Origin of the sequence: Nostoc sp. FACHB-110, from assembly GCF_014697425.1 — a bacterium.
Taxonomy (GTDB): Bacteria; Cyanobacteriota; Cyanobacteriia; order Cyanobacteriales; family Nostocaceae; genus Nostoc_B.
The window spans coordinates 79,510-102,960 of the sequence record NZ_JACJRU010000008.1; the positions used below are offsets into that span (position 1 = coordinate 79,510).

The following is a 23,451-nucleotide window of genomic DNA, read 5'->3' on the forward strand; positions in this document are numbered from 1 at the left end:
TTCTTAATTGCTTATAAGTAACTATAATTGCCTAACTGACTTGGGGAACACTGAAATTAAGTCCAATTTAGGGTGTATGAAAAATGCCAGAAGTAAAAGTCAGTGCTAAACTTTCCTCAGCAGATCGGGAAGCGGTGATGCAAGCAATTGCCACTATTAAAGACAAGTTACCGTTTTTGGTAGATTTAACAACGGAGGAGCGTAAATCTTTACCTAAGCTGGGTGATAAGAGTCGTGCGTTTGTGAGTAAGGCGTTGGAAATAGCTGCACAAAACCCTGACTTTTTACCACGTTCTTTTGATGTGGATGAAATGCGCCGCGATATTGAATTATTTGAAGCTTTGTATCCTATTTTGCTGTCGTTGACTCAACTGCAAGAACTGGTGGATGATACATCTGTGGCTGTGGGTAGTGAAGCTTATGCTGCGGGGTTGCTGGTTTATAACTATGCAAAAGCTAGTGGTAAGGGTGCTGGTTTAGAGACAATGGTTGATGATTTAGGGCGAAGATTTGCCCGGAAAGCGAAAAAAGTGCAGCCGCAAGCTTTGTAAGTAGAGAAATTAACTCGACATTTGAGCTTCTGAGCCTGGATGTTTTAGTTTAAAGTGAAAAACTCCGAGTTCAAAGCTTAAATTTTGCTGTTGTAAGTGAAAACGTTCTTGTTTTAAACGAGAACGTTTTCGTTTTAGGTGAGAATGTTCTTGCTTGAAACGAAAACATTTTAGTTTGAAGTGAGAACGTTTTCGTTTCATGTGAAAATTTTAGTGTTTGGAACTAGACAGTTGAGGGTTAAAGAGTAATCACGCAGAATAATCTTGATAATTACAAAGTTCATGAGTTAACAGATACCCGACTTCTTTAAGAAGTCGGGTATCTAAGCCCTTTCATTTTGGCAAACATAAAAAATTAAGTCTTTCTAAATCCGAATTGGCTAATGCGTACTGAGTAGTTATCTTGGATGTATTAGTTCTGACACCTAAATCTTTTAATGAATCCCCAAAATAAGCCCAAGAGTTTACAGGATATTCTCAAACAACGGCAGCAATCAGGGTTTGTTGGTCGTGAGGAACAAGTTAATCTATTTCGCCAAAATCTAGAATTACCTTTAGACGATTCTCGACGGCATTTTTTATTTAATGTTTGGGGTCAAGGAGGTGTGGGTAAAACTACATTGCTGCGCCAGTTTCGCCAAATTGCGTCAGGTGCAAAAATTATTGCGGCTTACGTTGATGAGGGTGAAAAAAGTGTCCCGGAAGTTATGGGGCGTTTGGCGGAAGAGTTGGAACAGCAAGGTCATAAGCTGGCGCAGTTTACGGAACGCTACAAAGTTTATCGCCAGAAGCGTCAAGAATTAGAAACTGACCCTGAAGCACCGCAAGGTTTCTCGGCTTTTGTGGGGAAGACTGTAGCGAAAGCGGGAATGGGGATGGCTAAACAAGTTCCCGGTTCTGGTGCGGTGTTTGGCTTGATAAATGAAGATGCTGTGGCGACTCAAGCGGGGGAATGGACAGCTTATGTAGCGAAAAAGTTAACGAATAAAGATGAAATTCTCTTAGTCCAAGAACCAATTGAGGTTCTGACTCCGTTATTTTTAGAAGATATTTCTAAAATTGCCCAAAAGTCTGCTCTTAGTTTGTTCTTCGATACCTATGAACGCAGCGAGGAATTTCTTGATAGCTGGCTGCGAGAAGTTTTAGATGGTCGCTATGGTGAAGTACCTCTCAATATATTGATAATTATTGCTGGTCGGCAAGAATTAGATAAAAACTATTGGGCATTTTATGAGGGGTTAATGGTTCGTTTCCCTTTAGAACCATTTACAGAAGCAGAAGCTCAACAGTATCTCACCCGCAAAGGTATTACTAACAGTCGAGTTATAGAAGTAATTTTACGTCTTTCGGGAAATTTACCCTTGTTAGTCGCAACATTGGCGGCGGAAACTCCTACTGACCCCAGTCAAGTAGGTGATCCTAGCGGTACAGCAGTAGAACGCTTTTTAAAATGGATTGATGACCCCAAGCGGCGACAATTAGCTGTAGATGCTGCCCTTCCCCTTTGTTTAAATCGAGATGTGTTGGCTAAATTGCGCGGTGAAGAAGAGGCGGATAGTTTATTTAGCTGGCTAAAAGAAATGCCATTTATTGACGAACGCACCGATGGTTGGGCTTATCATGATGTAGTCAAAACGCAAATGCTGCGCCACAAGCGGCTTATATCTCCGCAAAGCTGGGCTGATTTGCATGGCAAATTAGCCGACTATTACGACACCTTGCGGAATAATTTACACTTAGAAGAAGACAAAAAACAGCGCGATCCTGCTTGGCAAAATTACACACTGAATGTTTTGTATCACGGTTTATGTCAGTCCCCACAGAGAAGTTTACCTGCTGCTTTAAATCAATTCCTCGCTGCACTGAAAAATCAACGTTCTTTTGCCAAACCCTGGGCAGAAAGAATGATACAAGCAGGTAAGGATACAGGTGTTGCTGAAATTCAGCGTTGGGGTGAAAAGTTAGCCAATGGTTTAAAAGCTTATGAGGAAAAACAGTATGAAATTGCTGTTGAAATGTTTACAGCGTTGTTGAGTAATTCCTTTCTTGAAGTCAAGTGGCGTGCAGTAGCTTTAGACTGGCGTGGTGATATTTACACCCAATCAAATCAATACTTAAAAGCTTTAGAAGATTTAACTGAAGCTATAAAATTAGTCCCTGATGAACCTGAATCTCTATCAGCTAGAGGTCGAACTTACAGGGCAATGAAACGTTATGAGGAAGCACTGCAAGACTTTAACCGTGCCATTGAACTTAATCCTAAATATGATTGGGCAATTGCATATCGAGGTCGAACTTACAGGGCAATGAAACGTTATGAGGAAGCACTGCAAGACTTTAACCGTGCTATTGAACTTGACCCCAAATACTATTGGGCAATTGTAAGTCGAGGTAAAACGTACCGCTTAATAGAGCGTTATCAGGAAGCAATACAAGACTATAACCTTGCCATTGAACTTAATCCCAAACTTGACTGGGCGATCGCACGTCGAGGTCAAACTTACCATTTAATGGAGCGTTATGAGGAAGCACTAAAAGACTTTAACCGTGCTATTGAAATCAACCCTAACCTTGACTGGGCGATCGCAAATCGTGGTGAAACTTATCTTTTAATACACCGTTATCAAGAAGCACTACAAGATTTTAATCTCGTTATAAATTTAGATGCAGATAATGATTGGCCTTTATATACTCGCTCTTTAGCATATAAAGCACTTCAGCAAAAAGACAAAGCACAGGCTGATTTAGCACTTGCCATAAAGCTTGCTCAACAAAGATATGAAAAAGATGCTCAAAACTGGCAAAATATATTCAATCTAGCCATCTACTGTTTAGCTGCTGAAAATATAAAACCAGCAGAAGATTTATATAATTACGCACTATCACAAGCTGCTTCCTTGCAGAGTCAACGTAATGCAATTCAAGACCTAAAGGACTTTTTAACAATTTTCCCAAATCACGAACCTGCCCAATCTATGCGTCAGCTATTACAATCTTCCTTAAATATTTAAGGTACTATTCAATTACCATAAACCTATGAAACCATCAGCTAAACCCTCATCTTGGCTAGAGAAAGGTATCCTAATTGAAAAAGTCAATAGTGTAAATCTGTTTAAATTCACAGACGAACTGCACGCTCGAATGCAAGAACTTATAGATAAAAAACAAGCTGATTCTCTAACACCAGAAGAAGCGGCTGAACTAGAAGCAATTGGCGAATTAATTATGATTGTTACTTACATGAATGGCATGATTGCTGCTGCGGCACAAAAACCCCAGGAAACTGAAACCTGGGAACAGCGATTAGATAAAAACTAGGCGTTGTCAAAGCAATTATTTTAGAGGCAAAATTTATGCGAACCATACCGATACATTTACCAGAAACAGTATTTTCTGCACTTCGCAAAAATCCTGAAGAATTTATCCAAGAAATGCGAATTGCCGCAGCCGTTAAATGGTATGAACTAAGTGAAATATCACAAGCCAAAGCAGCAGAAGTCGCAGGGCTAAGTCGTGCAGAATTTATTAGTGCTTTATCACGCTATCAAGTAGACTTTATGCAATATACTGCCCAAGAGTTAGTTGAAGAACTAGCCAATGTTGATTAAGCGTGTAATTATTAACTCTTCACCGTTAATTGTGCTTTTGAAAAGTCAACAAGCACAATTAATTCCACAACTATTCATAGAAATTTTAGTGCCATCAGGAGTTATTGAAGAAGTCACTACTAAAGATGATGCTGCATCAACGCAATTACCAAGCATTTCTTGGATACAAATAATAAAAGTTGATAGCATTGCACCTGAAATAGCAGCTTGGGATTTAGGAAAGGGTGAATATCAAGTATTAAGTTTGGCACTAAAAAATTTAGACTATGCTGCCATTGTTGACGATAGAGCAGCACGGCGTTGTGGTCAAGCCTTAAATATTACAACTATTGGCACAGGAGGATTACTGATATTAGCAAAAAGACGCGGATTAATCCCTAGCATATCTCCTGGAATTCAAGCTTTGCGCGACGCTGGTTTGTGGTTATCTGACAGTTTGGTTAATGTGTTAAAAAAACAAGCAGGAGAAGATTGATAGCAGGTGTTTTATCCTAAGGTTTGTTAGATGTCTAAATACCAGACTTTTTTGAAAAGTCTGGTATCTAAACTACTACATCAAAATTTGCCGGATTAAAATACTCATCACTTCATCAGCATTTCCGGTTGATTGCAGTGGACTCCAATCTCCCACGCTGGCGTAGCCAATTACTTGCAAATAGTGAATGGTACTTGTAACAGCTTTGGTAGAACCAATCAGTAAATGCTTAATCGGTTCTCTAGTGGGAAATTGCATCTGGGTTGATGCAGTGGGTGTATCTAATTCTTCGCCACGGAAATCTTGTTCTAATTTAGACTGGGCGGAATTTGATGATTGTGTCATGATTGATTTGTATTCCTCGTAGGTTTACATAAAGGCGATCGCAGACTCTTGCCGGAGAGCGATCGCCTTTATCATGCTTTTATATTAAAGTATAAAATTATACTTGTCAAGCATGAGTGCAAAAATTTTTATTATTAATTTTCAGTTTGTTATGACAATAATTTAATAGCAACTTGTGATTTATAAAGGCTAATTGGAAATAATCTCTAGCATTAATAATTAGTTTTTAAATAATAAAATCCCCGGCTTCTCAAAGAAGTCGGGGATCTGAGGATTAACTAGTCTAAATTTTTTGCAAAAATCTAATCTTGTGGTTCAATACCTGCTGCGCGTAACTGTGCAGCTAGGCGTTCAGCACGTTGTCGTTCTTGTTCAGCGCGTTGCTTTTCTAGTTCAGCGCGTTGCCTTTCTTGTTCAACTAATTCAAAACCCCATAGTAATAATTGCTCGTTTCCATCCCACCAGCGCAACCAGTTTCCTGTGCGATTTTCATGAGTACCTTGCCATACACCCAAGTAAAGATTCATCTCGGCTATCCAATAATGTTGATGATTATTGGGTGTTTGTAAGCTATATCTACCTGTATTTGCATCTAAGCGATAGACTTCTAAATTACCGCTAGCTGGTTCAAAAATAGCGTAATTTGGTACTTTTAAAATGCACTCATAAAAAAACCATTTACCAGGGGGGTAGGTAGGTTTAATAGAATATTCTCCGCCATCGGTATCAGACAAAAATTCTATGACAATTACAGGGATGTCTCCTTCTAATTGCGGGGTGTAACTCCGAATTACTTCTTTTCTATCAACGCTAATGTTGGGAATATATGCCCAGTCTGGGGCTTTAACTACTGTTTGCCCATTCAAAGTAGCGCAGATGCCGTAATTTGTGGGAGTAAGCGCATTTGGTGGTAGTTTTCCCGCTAATTCTAGGCTTTGGGTTAAGGCTGCGGCTAAGGCTGGTTGATTGATGTTATCCACAGGATCATCTGGAAGAATGTAATCATCGGGTAGTTTTTCCCAAGTGATTTGGTAGTTTTGGGTGACGGTGGATGTCATGCTGAGTAGGGGTGTGAGGGTTTAGGGGAGATTTTGTAACCTGTTACCTATTCGTCGTCTGGATCTAAGTCGCTTTCTTCGATTGTATGATGGGGGATGGCGGCGATAATTGCATCGATTACCTTTGAGACTTGTAAAATTTCCAGATTCATATCGGTGAATTTTGTCCCTTTTGGCACGATCGCTCTTTTAAATCCCAATTTAGCAGCTTCTTTTAACCGCAGTTCCATTTGGGAAACTGATCGCACTTGTCCACCTAACCCGACTTCCCCAATCAACACTGTACCTGGATCAACGATGCGATCGCGGAAACTGGCAACAATGGCAATAGCTATCCCTAAATCAACCGCAGGTTCTCCGACATTTAAGCCACCAGCAGAAGCTACATAAGAATCTAGCTTAGACATGGGAATGCCTACCCGCTTTTCTAATACGGCAAGAATTTGGACTAATCTGTTGTAATCTATACCCGTTCCTGCCCGTCGAGGTGAGGGATAACTCGTAGGACTAACTAAAGCTTGTAACTCAACTACAATGGGGCGTGTCCCTTCGCAAGCTACAACGATAGCTGTACCGGGTGCGGGATCATCTCGATTACCTAAAAATAACTCTGAAGGGTTAGAAACTTCTCGCAGTCCTTGTGCCACCATTTCAAAAATGCCGATTTCGTGGGTTGCACCAAAGCGGTTTTTGACTGTTCTTAATAAGCGGTGGGAGGCAAAGCGATCGCCTTCAAAGTACAATACTGTATCTACTAGGTGTTCCAATACTTTCGGCCCGGCGATCGCACCTTCTTTGGTGACGTGTCCGACAATTAACATAGTGATGTCTTCGTGCTTCGCCACTTTCATCAAGGCTGCTGTACATTCTCTCACCTGTGCCACAGAACCAGGTGCAGAAGTCAACGCCGGGAAAAATACAGTTTGAATACTATCAATTACTGCCACATTTGGCCTGAGAGAATCTATTTCTCGTAAAATTTCTTCCAAATCTGTTTCTGGCAAAACATACAAATCTGCACCTATACCCTCAGTGGGGACTACTTCTACTGGGGCTGGCAATACTTCAGTATTTACAGGCAATTCCGATTCTTCTGTATCTTCTGCTGCTTCCGTTTTTTTACCATTACCATTGCCAACTACACTCACAGGTTTAGATACACCTAAGCGCAAAGCTCGTAATTTGACTTGTTGTCCTGATTCTTCGCCAGAAACGTAGAGAATGCGGTATCTCTGCGCGAGTTGATTGGATACTTGCAACAATAATGTCGATTTCCCAATTCCCGGATCACCCCCGATTAATACCATCGAACCGGGAACTACACCACCGCCTAAAACTCGATCTAATTCTCCGTAACCGGATTCCCAACGGGTGACTTGGCGATCGCTAATTTGATCAAATGTAAGAGAAGCTCTTGGTTTTGCTGGTTTTGCAGTAGATTTTCCACTATTTTGCTCTTTATGCCAACTACCGACTCCCCCCCTCGTGGGTACATCAACTGATGATTGAATGGCAATTTGTTCTTCTAAAGAATTGTAAGTACCGCAATTAGGACATCGACCAAACCATTGGGAAGATTCTGCCCCACATTCGTTACAAATGTAAAATGTTTTCGGCTTTGGCATTCTTAAATCTTAATTAAGTTAATTAATCTTAATTTTTTCTTAATTCTCACAAAATTCTAAAATCCAAGAATAGTGGTTTTTACGGCATTTTTCAAATCAAATGAGAGAATGATATCTTAATAATATGGTATTAAAAATTAATCATGAAAAATTTTAGTTAAGGAGCGTTGAGAAACTTGGAAAGTCATAAAGAAAAAATCCTGGTAGTAGACGATGAAGCCAGCATTCGCCGGATTTTAGAAACGCGCCTTTCAATGATTGGCTACGATGTTGTCACTGCTGGCGATGGCGAGGAAGCGTTAGACACTTTCCGCAAATCTGATCCCGATCTAGTCGTCTTGGATGTGATGATGCCAAAGCTAGATGGTTACGGTGTGTGTCAAGAGTTACGTAAGGAATCTGATGTTCCTATTATTATGCTAACAGCCTTGGGCGACGTTGCTGATCGCATCACAGGTTTAGAATTAGGCGCAGATGACTATGTAGTTAAGCCATTCTCCCCCAAAGAGCTAGAAGCACGGATTCGCTCAGTCTTACGCCGCGTAGATAAAACTGGTGCTTCGGGAATTCCCAGTTCTGGGGTAATTCACGTAGGAAATATCAAAATCGATACCAATAAACGACAAGTTTACAAAGGCGATGAGCGAATTCGCTTAACAGGAATGGAATTTAGCTTACTAGAATTGTTGGTAAGCCGTTCTGGCGAAGCTTTTTCGCGTTCGGAAATTTTGCAAGAAGTTTGGGGATATACCCCAGAACGCCATGTAGATACGCGGGTGGTAGATGTGCATATATCTCGATTACGGGCAAAATTAGAAGACGACCCCAGTAACCCAGAATTAATCTTGACTGCACGCGGTACAGGCTATTTATTTCAACGCATAATCGAACCCGGAGAAGAGTAAAGGAAAGTATGAAGTATGAAGTGTGAAGTATGAAGTGTCTTCTTGCAGGGTAGTGTGAAATTTGAAGAGTTTCCAGCCTGTTTCTCGTTGTGTACTATATTTTTCAGACTTCAGACTTTAGACTTCAGAATTTAGAAAGATGACTAAACCTGATTCCAATCAAGTTCTGCGCCGTTTACCCATAGTCGTTGGTGGGTTAGGCGCTATACTTTTGCTGATTAACCGTGTATTAACACCAGAACTCACAGAGTCTCAATCTCGTGGTGATGTGTTGGGTGTAATTTTAAGTGCTGTGCTAATTTTAACGGGTTTAATTTGGCAACAAGTACAGCCGCGATCGCCTGATGCTGTCGAACTGATTGGAGAAGAAGGTTTTATCTTAGCCACAGACTTACCAGAAGCCGTGAAAACCGAACTAGCCTGGGCATCTCATTTGATATTAACTAACACAGTTACGCGATCGCTTGTAGTTGTATATCAAGGCAAAGTTTTGTTACGTCGCGGTATTCTGGGACTTAAATCTGAAGTAGTACCAGGGCCAATCTTAAAACGGGTTCTCGAAAAACAACAGCCAATTTATTTAGTAGCTTTAAACGTCTATCCCGGCAAAATTGAATTTGATTATTTACCCGAAAATACTCAAGGCTTAATTTGTCAGCCAATTGGCGATAAGGGTGCGATGATTTTAGGAGCAAATGCGCCCAGAAGTTACACAAAACAAGATGAAAATTGGATTGCTGGCATTGCTGATAAATTAGCTGTAACTCTCCAGCAATTGGGAGTAGAAGCTGAATAATTATAAATTACAAATTATGCTAATTATTTATTGGTTACTAGTGGCTGTAATGGTTGTGGGAATTATTGGTGCTGTAGTCCCAGCAATTCCTGGTAGCAGTTTAATTTTAGGTGCAATTATTATTTGGGGAATTGTGAGTGGTTCTTTTGCAGCGATCAAGATACCTTTAATAGTGACAGTGATTGTTTTGCTTTTAAGTGTCGGAGTTGATTTTTTAGCCAGTTACGTAGGCGCAAAACAAGCAGGTGCTAGTAAATGGGGGCAAATTGGCGCAGTTGTTGGTTTAGTATTAGGAATATTAGGATTATTACCAGCTTTACCTTTTGGTGGGCCATTATTAGGAATGTTATTCGGGCCGCTAATCGGTGCAATTATTGGTGAATTTATTTATCGTCGAGAATTATGGCCAGCAGTAAAAGCTGGTATTGGAATTGTCGTCGGTACATTAGTCGGAAATTTGATTCAAGGTTTGTTAGCAGTTGCAGCAGTCGCAGTTTTCCTCGTGACAACTTGGCCGCAAGTATTTGGTGGTTAGGTTCAATTAAATTAGAAAAGCTTAACCTTGAGAATCTTGCTTTTTTTTATCAGCTTGCTGAATACGCTGCCTAATTGCTTCTTCTGCTATGCGAATATTTTCTTCAATTGGTTTACCATCTTCAGTAAACATTGGCCCGTACCATGTAGCTTCTGAGTCAGGAGTACGGCGGCTATATAATATACGTAAAGGCTCTACATCCTCCCGATGTGTAAGTGCGTAAGCTATCAATTCTTTGTTAGTCATAGCTTCAAAATTCGGTTGCATTGAAAAACCTCCAATTTCCATCAGGGGGTACAATGATTTGAATTTCCTCATTGACGAAAATAAACACAATTCTAGTTTGCTCGTCAAAACGGAATAACTCTATACTGCGATAGCTGTTTGATAACATCTGGCAGACACGCACACAGGCTTGTGCTTGTTCGTTGGTAGGATTTATAGTCTGTTCCTCAATTTTGACATAAATAATCATAAGTCCTACCAGTGGGTTGCGAGAAGCGACAGCGTAATATTGAATAAGTAGCCCTCTTCTGTCACTTTCCGGGAGAGCGATCGCTAGAAGCCTCATGAGGCAATCAATACAAGCTATACTATTAGAAAAAAATTGGTCTTGTATTTGTTATTAGAAAATAATCGCGCGATCACAGGCTATACAAAAGCTCCAGAATTCAGAAATGGCAAAAGTTTTCGGAAAGTGACAGAAGAGGGGTAGGCTGTTAGTTTGGCTTACCTCAATCCACTCTTCAAAATGGGTTTACGGCTTCTACTCAGAATAGTTTGTACTTAAGCCATAATGGATACATTTTCTGGTAAGTGTATAAGTTATGACCTGCTGCTTAAATCCAGGTTGCGATAACCCACCCTATCCCAATGGCGTAAAGTTCTGTTCTAAATGTGGCTTTTACTTAATAGTGCTGAGAAACCGCTATCGTCCGATTAAATCATTAGGTGGTGGAGGATTTGGCAAAACATATTTGGCAGAAGATATCGATAAACTTAATGAGCTTTGTGTTATCAAACAATTTGCACCACAAGCCCAGGGAACTGCATCACTCAATAAAGCTACAGAATTATTTGAACAAGAAGCAAAGAGACTCCACCAGTTAGGCAAACATCCCCAAATTCCCACGCTGTTGGCGTATTTTAATGAAGATAATCGCCTGTATTTGGTACAGGAGTTAATCGAAGGACAAAATTTACTAGAAGAATTACAACAGCAGGGAACTTTCAACGAGCAAAAAGTTAAAGAATTATTGCTGGATTTGTTAGGGATTCTCAAAACAGTTCATCAACATAAAGTTATTCACCGTGATATTAAGCCAGATAACATTATTCGTCGGAACGATGGCAAGTTGGTATTGATTGACTTTGGCGCATCCAAGCAACTGACAGCAACGGTAATTACTCAACTAGGAACTAGCATTGGGACTTTTGGTTATGTGCCACTCGAACAGATGCAGGGAGGTGAAGCTTACCCAGCTAGTGATTTATATAGTGTCGGTGCAACTTGCTTTCACTTGTTGAGTGGAATTCCACCTTGGGAGTTGTGGCAAAGACAAGGTTATGGTTGGGTTTTTAGTTGGAGACAGCATTTGCAGCAAAGGGTAAGTGAAGAATTTGGGTGTTGGCTAGATAAATTGTTGCAAATAGAACAGCAGCAGCGTTATCAGTCGGCTGAGGAAGTTTTACAAGCATTAAATTCACAGCCAATACAAGGAACTCAGCCTGTTTCACCTTCAGTAATAATTGAACATAAAAATGCTGAGGCTTACTATCAAGAAGGATTAGACAAATACAACAACCAAGATTTTCGTGGTGCAATTGAAGATTACACCCAAGCCATCAATATTAATCCCAACTTTGCAATGGCTTACTTCAACCGAGGTAATGCTCACGATGAAATAGGACATATCAAAATAGCAATTAAAGATTACACTCAAGCCATCAATATTAATCCCAACTTTGCAATGGCTTACTTCAAACGGGGCAATGCTTACAATGAATTAGAAGATAAGCAAGCTGCAATTGAAGACTATACCCAAGCTATCAACATGAATCCTAATTTTGCAGATGCTTACTTCAACCGAGGTATTACTTATGATGACTTAAAACATAAGCAAGCTGCAATTGAAGATTTACGAAAATCTGCTGATTTGTATAATCAACAAGGACAAGAAAATGACTCTCAAGATGCCATAAAATGCATTAAAGAATTTGAGCAATAACTAGGTTGTCGGCTTGTTCAAAAAGTTAGCAGTATTATTCACATATAAAAGGAAATAATTTTAGTAATAATGGTTACTCTAAATTATCTAAAGTTATGATTAGCGATCGCGTACATAATCAAAAATATACCAAAAACACAGCATTACTTATCCTGATTATTATTATCTTGCTGGACTCTTTGAGCGATCGCCTCAAATCCCATTACGCGAAATTGCACCAGTCTACGCTAGGGTAGAAATGAACACGCTATCCATCACTTCCTGCTTGTGCTTCCCTGTAAACGCCCAGCCGTCTTTGTCAGTTTGGCTGTTTTACTTGCTTCCTTAACAGCCTGTAATAATACTCCAGCCGCCAAAAACCTGGAACAATCTTTGGCAGCTGATCCTCGGCTGCAAAACAATTCAAGTATCTTTGGGGAAGCAAATAATAAGCCAACACAACCACAACAAAACCAATCGACAGTTCAGCTACCTGCTGATTTTCCCAAAGAGATTCCTTTATATACAAATGCCACACTTCAGGAAGTGACACCTGCTAGTGGTGCAGACAATAAAGTATCAACTCGCTGGCTAAGTTCCGATCCCAGCAATTTTATTACTAGCTTTTATCGCAGCCAATTACAGGATAATAACTGGCAAATTGTACAGCAGCCAACTGATGATGTTGGTAGTTTTGCTGCACGTCGCAATAATTTGCTGCTCAATGTCTCGATTCAAGCTCAATCAGTTACAAATGCTGCACCTAATCAACCACAAACAGCAACCAGTTTAGTAATTGAGTACGTTCCTAATAGTAGTACAACGGCACAATCAACGCCAACCACTGATACTCCGCCAGCAGGAAACTCGCAGTTTATCGGCCCAGTCGCACCTAATAATACAGCAACTCCGCCAAATAATACATCCAATAACCAAACACCTGCTGCTTCTATTGAATTTACAGATTTAAATAAAACACCTCAAGAACTACGTCAACATATTCAAGATTTAGCTGCATTAGGTGTTCTATCTATTGAGCCACAAACAACTAAGACAAACTCTAATCCCACAACCCTATTTGAGCCAAATAAAGTTATTACTCGGCGAGTATATGCGCGTTGGCTAGTTGCGGCGAATAATGCGATGTATGCAAATAATCCAGCCAAGCAAATACGTTTAGCATCTGAAAGTACGCAGCCAGCTTTTAGTGATGTAGCAAAAACAGACCCAGATTTCCCCGTAATTCAGGGATTAGCCGAAGCAGGTTTGATTCCCAGTCCCTTATCTGGCGATTCGACTACAGTTTTGTTTCGCCCTGATGCACCTTTGACACGGGAACAATTAATTTTATGGAAAGTACCTTTAGATACTCGCCAAGCTTTACCTACTGCTAGTTTAGATGCAGTCAAGCAAACTTGGGGTTTCCAAGATGTGGGTAAAATTGACCCGAAAGCATTACGGGCTGTTTTAGCTGATTTTCAAAATGGCGAACAATCAAATATTCAGCGAATATTTGGCTATACAACGCTATTTCAGCCGAAAAAACCAGTTACTCGTGCTGAGGCGGCTGCGGCGTTATGGTATTTTGGTACTCAAGGCGAGGGAATATCGGCGGTGGATGCTTTAAAGTTAAAGCGATCGCCTAATTAAATTTTACTGCTGTAACTATGCCTTGCTTCTCTAGCACTGCGGCTACCCGCAATATCAATGCTTCATTATAAGGTGCTGCTATTAACTGCACACCTAAAGGTAAAGCATGAGGACGCTGAATTGGTACTGATAAAACAGGTAAACCAATGAAAGATAATGGTTGTGTAAATAACCCTAAGTGGGGACGCACCAGAATTTCTTCGCCATCTATGATCATTGTTTGTTGACCAATCAATGGTGCGGAAATTGGTGTAGTGGGCGCGAGAATGATATCGACATTTTGAAAAACTTCTCGAACACGATCTCGATACCATTGGCGAAACCGTTGTGCTTGTAAATACCAATTATTAGGAATTAACGCCCCAGCCAAAAAACGATCGCGTGTTGCAGGATCAAAATCTTCAGGACGCGTTTTTAATTTATCTAAATGCAGATTTGCACCTTCACTGGCCGTAATCACAAAAGCTGCTGCACGGGCGCGTTTAGCTTCTGGGATGGTGACATATTGGGTTACACCTAAAGCATCTGCTACGGTTTGGACTGCGGCTAAGGCTTCTGGTGTTGCACCTTGGCGAAAATAATCATCTGCAACGGCAATTCTAATATGAGAGATATCTTGATTGAGTTGCGGTAAACAAAATTCTACAGGACGTTTTGTACAAATGCGATCGCGCTGATCTTCACCTTGCAGCACATCAAAAATCGCCGCAATATCTTGCACAGAACGGGCAAACGGCCCAATGTGGTCAAAACTACTAGAAAATAAAGCGACACCAGCGCGAGATAACCGCCCGTAAGTTGGTTTTAAACCAAATACACCACATAAAGCCGCAGGTACGCGAATCGAACCATTAGTATCTGAACCTAATGTAAAAGGAACCAACTCAGCCGCCACCGCCGCCGCCGAACCACCAGAAGAACCCCCCGCTACTCGCTGCAAATCATGGGGATTATGAGTCGCACCATAATGGGAATTTTCTGTAACAAACCCATAGGCGTACTCATCCATATTTAAAGCCCCAACCAACACCGCACCAGCTTGTTTCAACCTTGCTACTGCGGCTGCATCTTGGCTGGCGAGAGGATTTTCAGCATTAATTTTTGAGCCTGCTAAGGTTGTTAAACCAGCAATATCAAACAGATTTTTGACAGCAAACGGCACACCAGCTAGTAAACCGGGATTATTACCTTGGGCGATTTCTCTATCAATTCGCGCTGCATCTGCTAAAGCCGTTTCTGTAGTGATAGCTGTAAAACAATTCAGTTCATGATCTCGTGCGGCAATTTTCGCTAACGCAGCTTGTGTTACTTCCAGTGCGCTAACTTTACCACTTTGCACAGCAGCTGCTATCGAGACAGCATCATTCATGGTTCAAATGTGGGTGCAGGTTCGATTTCTTCTGATATGGGAAAAGAGTTTACTATTTGAGCGATCGCTTTAATTCTCTCAAAATTTGCTACCACCCCATCCCGATACTCATCTTTGATTTCTAATTCCAACAACAAAGACATTTGCTCAACATATTCACCCACATCAAAACCCTGACTTTCCATCTTGATTGCTTTGCGCTCTTTGCGTACTTTGCGGTTTAATTTAAGTCTTTGTCAACTTTAATTACTAACAATCGCACCCACTGATATAGCTATATCTGGAAACGCTATTGGGTAGATTATCCCATCTATTAATGTCAATTTTGAAGTGTATGCCCCATCTTGGGGCTGCCGAAATATTATAAGCTGCCTATTTTTTAAGTTAACTACCCAGTATTCTGGAATGCTAACTTCAGCATATATTTTACTTTTGACTTCTAAATCCTTTTCTAAGCTGGAATTTGCATATTCAATTACCCAAAAAATATTTTCTGGATAAGGATGATGGGTTAAATATTCACGCCCTAACCTTTGCACAATCGCAATATCAGGTTCAGGTTCAGAGTTGTCAGGTAAAGTTATTGGTTTATCTAGCCTAATCATGGCGCGATCGCCCAATAATTTAATTAGATATTCTCCTGCTTCACTGCTGAAATATGCGTGTGGTTCCCCTTCCGGCGACATCTCAAAAATTTCTCCCTTCAGTAGTTCCACACGTCGGTTATCTAAAATACCCGCCGCAATCATACGATGATATTCGTCTATTGTCCATTTTGCTGTAGTTAGACTCATAGCGATCGCTTTTCTATTGCCTTTGTTATTTGCATATCAATCTAGCCGATTATCAAAAAAATATTAGATTAGCTTGTGATGATTTTTTTCATAATGCAGCCAACCTCACCATAGCCAGGATTGCCAACTAAACCTTGTAAATTGTTATGTTCAATATCTTCATCTTGACCAAGCTTACTTGTCCATTTACCATCAGGTAATTGTCTAGCAACATGGGTTGGTACTCTGCTGGAATTAACGTATATTGAAATTTTTTGAAATCCTAGTTCTAAACTATCATCTTGGCAGACTTCATAACCGAGTGTCCGAAATGCTGCTTGAAAAGCTTCAAGTGTTTCTTCTCTAGAAACCCCAGGCGGCCAGTATTCTTGATTTTGGGCATCTGGCCACCACCAAGTTTGTTCATCTTCTGCTACCCAAGCAACACAGTTATAGTCAGTTGTATCTGGACTTGTCAGTTTGTAACCGTGGATAATTAGATTGGGATAATCACGTTCAATAAAAGATTTGACATAATTAGCCCAATTGTTATTACCTACCACTGATATCCCCTTTGCCTACCCCATTCGAGCCAAGCTTTAGTCATTTCTTTTGTATTTCCTCTATATTCCGAAGATACAGGATCTTCTCTGGAAATAGATTTTAATGCCCAAAACCAGCGTCCTGATTTTCTTTCAAGTTCTCTCAGCAGTACAGGTATTACGGCCTCACCCATTCCTATTATTTGTTGATATGCAGGGTGCATCGACATTTGATTAGTAGATGATACGCCACGAGTTTCTTCACGCCATTGCTGGGCTAGTGTCATGAAAGTTGATTCTATTTCTGCTTGACTAGAAAGATTTTGAGAGAAACTAGAATTATTCTCATCAAAAATTTGCAGTTCTTTTCTATTTGTTAGTTGTGCGGCATAAGCAACAGCCGCTTTGATATTTTCTAATGTTAGTGCTGGATAATCTTTGACTATTTCCTCAAATGTTAGTCCTTCTGCTAGGTTATCAAGAATAACTGAAACCATCACCTGTGTACCTGTAATGTGTGGCTTACCATGACAGACTTCATGATTAATAGTGATTTGTTCTTGCCAATTTATCATTTGTTTCAATGATTTTGGTTAAGGTTGTTGATGGGCGATCGCTTTTCTTTTACCTATTTTTATACCATTACCAAAGATTCATCTTCTTGCCAAGTAAACAAGGGTTCAAGTTCACCTGATTCAGCAAATGTGATTGCTGCTATTAAGCATTGGGGTAAAGTAACACAAACTTTCTCAGAATAATTTCCCGCTTGTCCACCTACAACTAATTTTTGATCATTTGCAGAATTGATATTATTGATTTTTGCATTTATTAATGCTTGATAAAAAACAGCTAAATTAATTTTTTTAATAGAACTATCTGATTTGGGTATTTCATAATCAATTGGATGCAAAAGATAATAAAAAGTCTCGTTATCTAAAGTTGCAGTCACAACATATTGACCATCATTGCCTCCACCAATCATCATATAACTTTGATCATCAGCCTCTAAACTAACTAAAGTTTTACTTTTACCATCTAACTCACAAATAGCTATTTTAATTTGTTGCCAATTTGGATTTTCAATATATGTTTCTTCATTTCTGTTTCCTATCCATTTATCTGTATATAACTTAGATACAAACATTATTTTTTCCTTGTCTTGGGAGCAGTAACTTTAGTTTTTTTACTTTCACTGGGAGTAATAATTTCTAATTCTTCTATACCTAATTGATAAGCCATAGAATTAACAGCACCTTGTAAACCACAAGCACGACATAAATCCCTATCTACATTCAAACGCACTTTGGCTGCTTTAATACCTGCTTCTAATACTTGCTGAAAAGCATCAGCTTCTGCATGAGTTCTAGAAATATTGTTAACTTTCAGAGTGATTTGCCGACGGTAAGGATTACTACTAGAATTTATACCAAAAAAAGTTTGACCATTTATTTCTAGTTTAGCAATTGTTGATCCGTCCGTTTCACTATCAGCAGGAGGTAAACCCAGATGCTGTCTATATTCAGCCAAGTCATCAAAAACACTGTCCATTATATTCCTCTAATTCCATTCACGAAAAAATCCCCCACCTTGCGGCACGGGATTTTTTGTTACTATACCTACAAAACTAGCTTAAAATCTTTGGGTGCGTTACGGCTTACGCATAACAGGGCATGATTCTTGCTGATCAGAGCTTATGAATTATTTTCGCTACTCTTAATGAATTTATAAGCTTTATATCCGCCATAGGTTAATAATGCTCCTACTGTGATCACCCCGGCCATCAGCGAAAATAGTCTATTTAAGCTTTTACTTAATTACTAACCAACAAAAAATCCCCCACCTCGTGGCGGGGGATTTTTATTACTTACCTACAAAACTAGTAGCCAGATCAACCGAACTTACCAGCAGTGGAGGCGATGAGGAACGCTGCGTAGGTGAGGACATAGCCAACGGTGAAGTGAGCTAGACCAACCAAACGAGCTTGAACGATGGAGAGAGCAACGGGCTTATCTTTCCAGCGAACTAGGTTAGCTAGAGGAGTGCGTTCGTGCGCCCAAACCAAGGTTTCAATTAACTCTTGCCAGTAACCTCTCCAGGAGATGAGGAACATGAAGCCAGTTGCCCAAACTAGGTGTCCGAAGAGGAACATCCAAGCCCAAACAGACAGGTTGTTCACGCCGTAGGGGTTGTAACCGTTGATCAACTGTGCAGAGTTAGCCCACAGGTAATCACGGAACCAGCCCATCAGGTAGGTAGAGTTTTCGTTGAACTGAGCAACGTTGCCTTGCCAGATACCTAGATGTTTCCAGTGCCAGTAGAAGGTTAACCAACCTACTGTGTTCAATGCCCAGAACAGAGCTAAGTAGAAGGAGTCCCAAGCGGAGATGTCGCAAGTACCGCCACGACCAGGGCCATCGCAAGGGAATGCGTAACCGAAGTCTTTTTTGTCTGGCATTAATTTAGAACCACGAGCATCCAAAGCACCTTTGACTAGGATGAGGGTGGTGGTGTGTAGACCTAGTGCGATCGCATGGTGTACCAAGAAGTCGCCAGGGCCAATTGTTAAGAAGAGGGAGTTTGTGCCAGCGTTAATGGCATCTAACCAACCAGGCAACCATACGTTTGCATAGTTGGGGTAAGCTGTGTAGGCTACGCTGTCAGGGTTGGACAACAGAACATCCAATCCGTACAGTACTTTACCATTAGCAGCTTGAACGAATTGAGCAAATACTGGCTCAATTAGGATTTGCTTTTCAGGAGTACCGAAAGCAACTACTACGTCGTTGTGAACGTATAAACCTAAGGTGTGGAAGCCTAAGAAGAGAGATACCCAGCTTAAGTGAGAGATAATCGCTTCTTTGTGCTTCAGTACGCGATCTAATACGTTGTCTTTGTTTTGTTCGGGGTCGTAGTCACGTACCCAGAAAATTGCACCGTGGGCAAACGCACCAACCATCAAGAAAATCGCAATGTATTGATGGTGAGTGTATAAAGCTGCCTGGGTGGTGTAATCCTTAGCGATAAACGCATAGGAAGGCATGGAGTACATATGCTGTGCTACCAAAGAGGTAACAACACCTAATGCAGCTAAGTGCCAGCCTAATTGGAAGTGCAGCGAGTTGTTGTAGGTGTCATAAATACCTTGGTGAGGTAAGTTGAACGGCCCTTCAACTGGTTTGCCAAAGAAAGTTTTGGCATTCAACGCTTCTTTGAGACTATGACCAATACCAAAGTTGGTACGGTACATATGACCAGCAACGATGAACAATACAGCGATCGCTAAGTGGTGGTGAGCAATGTCAGTCAACCACAGAGCTTCTGTTTGAGGATGGAAACCACCCAAGAAGGTCAGAATTGCTGTACCAGCACCAGTGGATGTACCAAAGATGTGGCCTGCTGTATCTGGGTTTTGGGCGTAAACGTTCCAGTTACCTGTAAAGAATGGCTGTAAGCCTGCTGGGTGGGGAGCAGTGGTTAAGAAGTTATCCCAACCTACGTGCTGTCCGCGAGCTTCGGGGATAGCAACGTGAATCAAGTGACCAGCCCAAGCCAAAGAGCTAACGCCGAACAAACCAGCGAGGTGGTGGTTGAGGCGAGATTCAGCACTCTTGAACCAAGCAAGGCTGGGACGAAACTTGGGTTGCAAGTGCAACCAACCAGCGAACAATAACAGAGCAGCAAATAGGAGTAGACCTAATGAGCCGATGTACAGTTCTTGGTTTGTCCGCAGACCAATGGTGTACCACCAGTGATAAACACCAGAGTATGCAATGTTTACAGGATTACTAGCACCAGCTTGGGTAAAAGCTTCAATTGCAGGTTTACCAAAGTGGGGGTCCCAAATTGCATGAGCAATTGGGCGGACGTGTAGAGGATCTTTAATCCACTCTTCAAAGTTACCTTGCCAGGCCACATGGAACAGGAGGCTGGAAGCCCACAGGAAGATGATTGCCAGATGTCCGAAGTGGGTAGCGAAAATCTTTTGGTAGAGACTTTCTTCTGTGACACCATCATGGCTTTCAAAATCGTTACCTGTAGCGATCGCATACCATATCCGACGAGTGGTCGGGTCCTGTGCGAGATCCTGGCTAAATTTTGGAAATTTTGTTGCCATAGCTTTGATATTTCCTCTGACCCTTAGCCATCAGGTTTCAGCTTTGGGAGTTCTGAGCTTTGAGTTCTAAGTTTTGATTACTCAGCACTCAGCACTCACTACTCAGCACTCCGTATAACTGATTGCTATCCTACTGAAAGAATATGTGCGTGGAAGAATGCCCAGGTTGTTGCAATTCCTCCTAGGAGGTAGTGTGCTACACCAACAGCACGGCCTTGAGTGATGCTCAGAGCGCGGGGTTGGATTGCAGGTGCTACCTTCAGTTTATTATGCGCCCAAACAATGGACTCAATTAGTTCTTGCCAGTAGCCACGACCACTGAACAGGAACATTAAGCTGAATGCCCATACAAAGTGAGCGCCCAAGAAGATTAGACCATAAGCAGATAACGCACTGCCGTAGGAGTTGATTACTTGAGAAGCTTGCGCCCACAAGAAATCACGCAACCAGCCGTTGATTGTGATGGCACTTTGGGCAAAGTTACCACCAGTAATATGAGACACATTACCAGCTGCGTCTACAGTTCCCCATACATCAGATTGCATTTTCCAACTGAAGTGGAAGATCACAATTGATAGGGAGTTATACATCCAGAACAATCCGAGGAATACGTGATCCCAACCAGAAACTTGGCAAGTACCGCCACGGCCAGGGCCGTCGCAAGGGAAGCGGAAACCTAAGTTGGCTTTATCGGGGATCAAGCGAGAGCTGCGAGCGAATAGTACGCCCTTCAGCAGAATCAGAACTGTTACGTGGATGGTGAAGGCATGGATATGGTGAATCAAGAAGTCGGCTGTACCTAAAGCAATAGGCGCAGCTGCAACTTTACCACCGACAGCCAAAATACCACCGCCAAAAACGTAGCTAACTGGTTCTAAAGCGTTTGGTGCAGTGCCACCAGGAGCCAAGGTGTGTAGGTTCTGCACCCATTGGGCAAACACTGGTTGCAACTGAATTGCATTGTCAGAGAACAAGTCTTGGGGACGACCCAACGCACGCATTGTGTCGTTGTGGATGTACAAACCAAAGCTGTGGAAGCCAAGGAAAATAGACACCCAGTTCAGGTGGGAAATAATTGCATCCCGGTGACGAATCACCCGATCCAGAACGTTGTTTTGATTCACAACAGGATCATAATCCCGCACCATGAAGATAGCAGCATGAGCCGCACCACCGACGATTAAGAATCCACCAATCCAAATGTGGTGAGTAAATAAGGTCAGTTGAGTTGCGTAGTCAGTTGCCAAGTATGGATAGGGGGGCATCGCGTACATATGATGCGCGATGATGATGGTCAGCGAACCCAAGAAGGCAAGGTTAGTTGCCAATTGAGCGTGCCAAGAGGTGGTCAGGTTTTCATAAAGACCCTTGTGACCTTCCCCGGTGAAGGGGCCTTTGTGGTTTTCGAGGATCTCTTTGATGCTGTGACCAATGCCCCAGTTTGTGCGGTATTGATGACCAGCGATGATGAAGAGTACAGCGATCGCTAGGTGGTGATGAGAAATATCAGTCAACCACAGACCACCAGTCACAGGGTTTAAACCACCCTTGAAGGTTAAGAAGTCAGCATACTGACCCCAGTTCAAGGTGAAGAAAGGTGTTAAACCAGCAGCGAAGCCGGGGAATACATCAATCAACAGGCTCTTGTTCAGGATGAACTCATGGGGCAAGGGGACATCTTTAACAGCTACCCCTGCATCCAAAAGCTTGTTGATAGGAGCGGAAACGTGAATTAAGTGTCCAGCCCATCCCAAAGAACCGCAGCCTAACAGTACTTGCAAGTGGTGGTTCAGCATCGACTCCACATTCTGGAACCATTCCAGTTTGGGAGCGCGCTTGTGGTAGTGGAACCAGCCAGCAAACAAGAACAAGCCTGCTAATACCAAGCCGCCAATAGCTGTTACGTAAAGCTGGAAGGAGTTGGTAATACCCCAGCCACGCCATACTTGGAACAAGCCAGAGGTGATTTGAATACCGTGGAATCCACCACCAACATCACCATTTAAAATGTCTTGTCCCACAATGGGCCAAACGACTTGAGCACTGGGCTTCACGTTCAACGGGTCGCTTAACCAGGCTTCGTAGTTAGAGAACTTCGCGCCGTGGAATATCATCCCGCTTAACCAGATGGTCACAACGGCCAGGTGTCCGAAGTGAGCCGCAAATATTTTGCGGGAGATTTCTTCTAAATCGCTTGTATGTGTATCAAAATCGTGGGCGAGAGCGTGGAGGTTCCAAATCCAAGTGGTGGTTTTGGGGCCTCTAGCTAGAGTTCTGTCGAAGTGTCCGGGTTGCGCCCATCTTTCAAATGAGGTTGGTACCGGGTCGTTATCGACTATCACTCTTGCTTTCTTTTCCTCTCGCTCCGGAGGACTAATCGTCATTCGACCTCCTCTCGTGATAAGGAATGAGGAATCATGAAACCACAAAGTGATCCTTAGTCGCCTTCTCCAGGGTTGTGGCTGGAGCAGCGATAGAAGACGCTATGTGGAAGTTTGTTTCTGTTGAATTATAAAGTCTTTACTTGTACATTGTTGGAGAGATTTTAACAATAATTCAAATTCCTCAGATTAACTGTCTGATCTTGCTTTTAACTTTAAACTCCTGAGCAAAAAGTCAATACTTTCCCTATTTAATTTACAAAGAATAACAATTCGTTAAATTTATGATTAGTGGGTATAATTCTTGCAAACTCAGTATTCAAGCTCTTAATCTGCAATATTTTAGTGCTAGATAATAGCATCTGTTTGCGAAAATTGTAAAAAATATCACCGCTTTACTAGCACTTCTAAAAAAGCAAACTCATTAGCTAAAATATTACCTTTTGGGCTATGGTGTCCGATGGCTACTTTATTTCAAAATACTTTTTAGTTTTTACAGACTATAGCTAGGTATAAA

The 23,451-nt window shown here is 41.5% G+C and carries 25 protein-coding genes; 10 read left to right on the forward strand and 15 right to left on the reverse strand.

What is annotated here, in order from left to right:
• Positions 1-83: 83 nt before the first annotated feature.
• Positions 84-551 (forward strand): hypothetical protein, encoded by a 468-nt coding sequence (locus tag H6G69_RS10345; protein WP_190685528.1) that lies wholly within the window; start codon positions 84-86, stop codon positions 549-551.
• A 9-nt stretch (positions 552-560) separates the two neighbouring features.
• Here the strand turns inward: H6G69_RS10345 and H6G69_RS10350 are convergent, their stop codons facing one another.
• Positions 561-752 (reverse strand): hypothetical protein, encoded by a 192-nt coding sequence (locus H6G69_RS10350; RefSeq protein WP_190685531.1) that lies wholly within the window; start codon positions 750-752, stop codon positions 561-563.
• 236 nt (positions 753-988) lie between these two features.
• On the opposite strand from H6G69_RS10350, the gene H6G69_RS10355 reads away from it, so the two are divergent.
• Genes H6G69_RS10355 through H6G69_RS10370 form a run of 4 tightly spaced genes read left to right on the forward strand, consistent with a single transcriptional unit; the run spans position 989 to position 4,634 of the window.
• Complete coding sequence (locus H6G69_RS10355; protein ID WP_190685535.1) at positions 989-3,562, forward strand: tetratricopeptide repeat protein; 2,574 nt, start codon at positions 989-991, stop codon at positions 3,560-3,562.
• Positions 3,563-3,587: 25 nt separating this feature from the next.
• A complete protein-coding gene (locus H6G69_RS10360) occupies positions 3,588-3,869 on the forward strand; it encodes a hypothetical protein (RefSeq protein ID WP_190685539.1) in 282 nt (93 codons plus the stop codon).
• 35 nt (positions 3,870-3,904) lie between these two features.
• Positions 3,905-4,159, forward strand: a complete 255-nt coding sequence (locus H6G69_RS10365; protein WP_190685542.1) for a UPF0175 family protein — start codon at positions 3,905-3,907, stop codon at positions 4,157-4,159.
• The gene (locus H6G69_RS10370; protein ID WP_190685546.1) at positions 4,149-4,634 is read left to right on the forward strand and encodes a DUF3368 domain-containing protein; all 486 of its coding nucleotides are present in this window, start codon (positions 4,149-4,151) and stop codon (positions 4,632-4,634) included. The genes H6G69_RS10365 and H6G69_RS10370 overlap by 11 nt, the downstream gene beginning before the upstream one ends.
• Positions 4,635-4,709: 75 nt before the next feature.
• Here H6G69_RS10370 and H6G69_RS10375 read toward each other — a convergent pair whose 3' ends face one another.
• From H6G69_RS10375 to radA, 3 genes are all read right to left on the reverse strand, one after another.
• Entirely contained in the window at positions 4,710-4,979 is a 270-nt protein-coding gene (locus H6G69_RS10375; RefSeq protein WP_190685549.1) for a hypothetical protein, read from the reverse strand.
• Between the two features lie 302 nt (positions 4,980-5,281).
• Complete coding sequence (locus H6G69_RS10380; RefSeq protein WP_190685552.1) at positions 5,282-6,037, reverse strand: Uma2 family endonuclease; 756 nt, start codon at positions 6,035-6,037, stop codon at positions 5,282-5,284.
• Positions 6,038-6,084: 47 nt separating this feature from the next.
• Positions 6,085-7,662, reverse strand: coding sequence for a DNA repair protein RadA (gene radA, locus H6G69_RS10385; protein ID WP_190685555.1), 1,578 nt, complete (start codon positions 7,660-7,662; stop codon positions 6,085-6,087).
• Positions 7,663-7,838: 176 nt separating this feature from the next.
• Here radA and rpaB point away from each other — a divergent pair, with 176 nt between their 5' ends.
• The 3 genes from rpaB (at position 7,839) to H6G69_RS10400 (ending at position 9,898) form a co-directional block, all read left to right on the forward strand.
• Entirely contained in the window at positions 7,839-8,567 is a 729-nt protein-coding gene (gene rpaB, locus H6G69_RS10390; protein WP_010997963.1) for a response regulator transcription factor RpaB, read from the forward strand.
• Positions 8,568-8,706: 139 nt separating this feature from the next.
• Positions 8,707-9,363, forward strand: coding sequence for a cofactor assembly of complex C subunit B (locus H6G69_RS10395; RefSeq protein ID WP_190685558.1), 657 nt, complete (start codon positions 8,707-8,709; stop codon positions 9,361-9,363).
• Positions 9,364-9,379: 16 nt separating this feature from the next.
• Positions 9,380-9,898 carry a DUF456 domain-containing protein gene (locus H6G69_RS10400; protein WP_190685561.1) on the forward strand — a complete coding sequence of 173 codons (519 nt, stop codon included), beginning with the start codon at positions 9,380-9,382 and terminating at the stop codon, positions 9,896-9,898.
• Positions 9,899-9,919: 21 nt separating this feature from the next.
• On the opposite strand, the gene H6G69_RS10405 is transcribed toward H6G69_RS10400, so the two are convergent.
• Entirely contained in the window at positions 9,920-10,165 is a 246-nt protein-coding gene (locus H6G69_RS10405) for a DUF6887 family protein (RefSeq protein ID WP_190685563.1), read from the reverse strand.
• Positions 10,149-10,373 (reverse strand): DUF6888 family protein, encoded by a 225-nt coding sequence (locus tag H6G69_RS10410; RefSeq protein ID WP_199335907.1) that lies wholly within the window; start codon positions 10,371-10,373, stop codon positions 10,149-10,151. The genes H6G69_RS10405 and H6G69_RS10410 overlap by 17 nt, the downstream gene beginning before the upstream one ends.
• Positions 10,374-10,725: 352 nt before the next feature.
• Here H6G69_RS10410 and H6G69_RS34775 point away from each other — a divergent pair, with 352 nt between their 5' ends.
• Positions 10,726-12,126, forward strand: a complete 1,401-nt coding sequence (locus H6G69_RS34775; protein ID WP_190685566.1) for a protein kinase domain-containing protein — start codon at positions 10,726-10,728, stop codon at positions 12,124-12,126.
• 267 nt (positions 12,127-12,393) lie between these two features.
• Complete coding sequence (locus H6G69_RS10420) at positions 12,394-13,755, forward strand: S-layer homology domain-containing protein (protein WP_190685568.1); 1,362 nt, start codon at positions 12,394-12,396, stop codon at positions 13,753-13,755.
• Here H6G69_RS10420 and H6G69_RS10425 read toward each other — a convergent pair.
• From H6G69_RS10425 to psaA, 9 genes are all read right to left on the reverse strand, one after another.
• Positions 13,748-15,124, reverse strand: coding sequence for an AtzE family amidohydrolase (locus H6G69_RS10425; protein ID WP_190685571.1), 1,377 nt, complete (start codon positions 15,122-15,124; stop codon positions 13,748-13,750). The genes H6G69_RS10420 and H6G69_RS10425 overlap by 8 nt on opposite strands.
• Positions 15,121-15,309, reverse strand: coding sequence for a DUF4089 domain-containing protein (locus tag H6G69_RS10430; protein WP_190685575.1), 189 nt, complete (start codon positions 15,307-15,309; stop codon positions 15,121-15,123). Before H6G69_RS10430 ends, H6G69_RS10425 begins: the two co-directional genes overlap by 4 nt.
• 57 nt (positions 15,310-15,366) lie before the next feature.
• A complete protein-coding gene (locus tag H6G69_RS10435; protein WP_190685577.1) occupies positions 15,367-15,918 on the reverse strand; it encodes a Uma2 family endonuclease in 552 nt (183 codons plus the stop codon).
• 68 nt (positions 15,919-15,986) lie between these two features.
• Positions 15,987-16,460, reverse strand: coding sequence for a hypothetical protein (locus tag H6G69_RS10440; protein WP_190685580.1), 474 nt, complete (start codon positions 16,458-16,460; stop codon positions 15,987-15,989).
• Positions 16,454-17,014, reverse strand: coding sequence for a DUF433 domain-containing protein (locus tag H6G69_RS33860; RefSeq protein WP_242072028.1), 561 nt, complete (start codon positions 17,012-17,014; stop codon positions 16,454-16,456). Before H6G69_RS33860 ends, H6G69_RS10440 begins: the two co-directional genes overlap by 7 nt.
• 59 nt (positions 17,015-17,073) lie before the next feature.
• Positions 17,074-17,583 carry a hypothetical protein gene (locus tag H6G69_RS10455; protein WP_190685583.1) on the reverse strand — a complete coding sequence of 170 codons (510 nt, stop codon included), beginning with the start codon at positions 17,581-17,583 and terminating at the stop codon, positions 17,074-17,076.
• Positions 17,583-17,987, reverse strand: coding sequence for a deaminase (locus H6G69_RS10460; RefSeq protein ID WP_190685586.1), 405 nt, complete (start codon positions 17,985-17,987; stop codon positions 17,583-17,585). Before H6G69_RS10460 ends, H6G69_RS10455 begins: the two co-directional genes overlap by 1 nt.
• Positions 17,988-18,327: 340 nt before the next feature.
• Positions 18,328-20,553 carry a photosystem I core protein PsaB gene (gene psaB, locus H6G69_RS10465; protein ID WP_190685589.1) on the reverse strand — a complete coding sequence of 742 codons (2,226 nt, stop codon included), beginning with the start codon at positions 20,551-20,553 and terminating at the stop codon, positions 18,328-18,330.
• A 125-nt stretch (positions 20,554-20,678) separates the two neighbouring features.
• Positions 20,679-22,937 (reverse strand): photosystem I core protein PsaA, encoded by a 2,259-nt coding sequence (psaA, locus tag H6G69_RS10470; RefSeq protein WP_190685592.1) that lies wholly within the window; start codon positions 22,935-22,937, stop codon positions 20,679-20,681.
• Between the last annotated feature and the right edge of the window lie 514 nt (positions 22,938-23,451).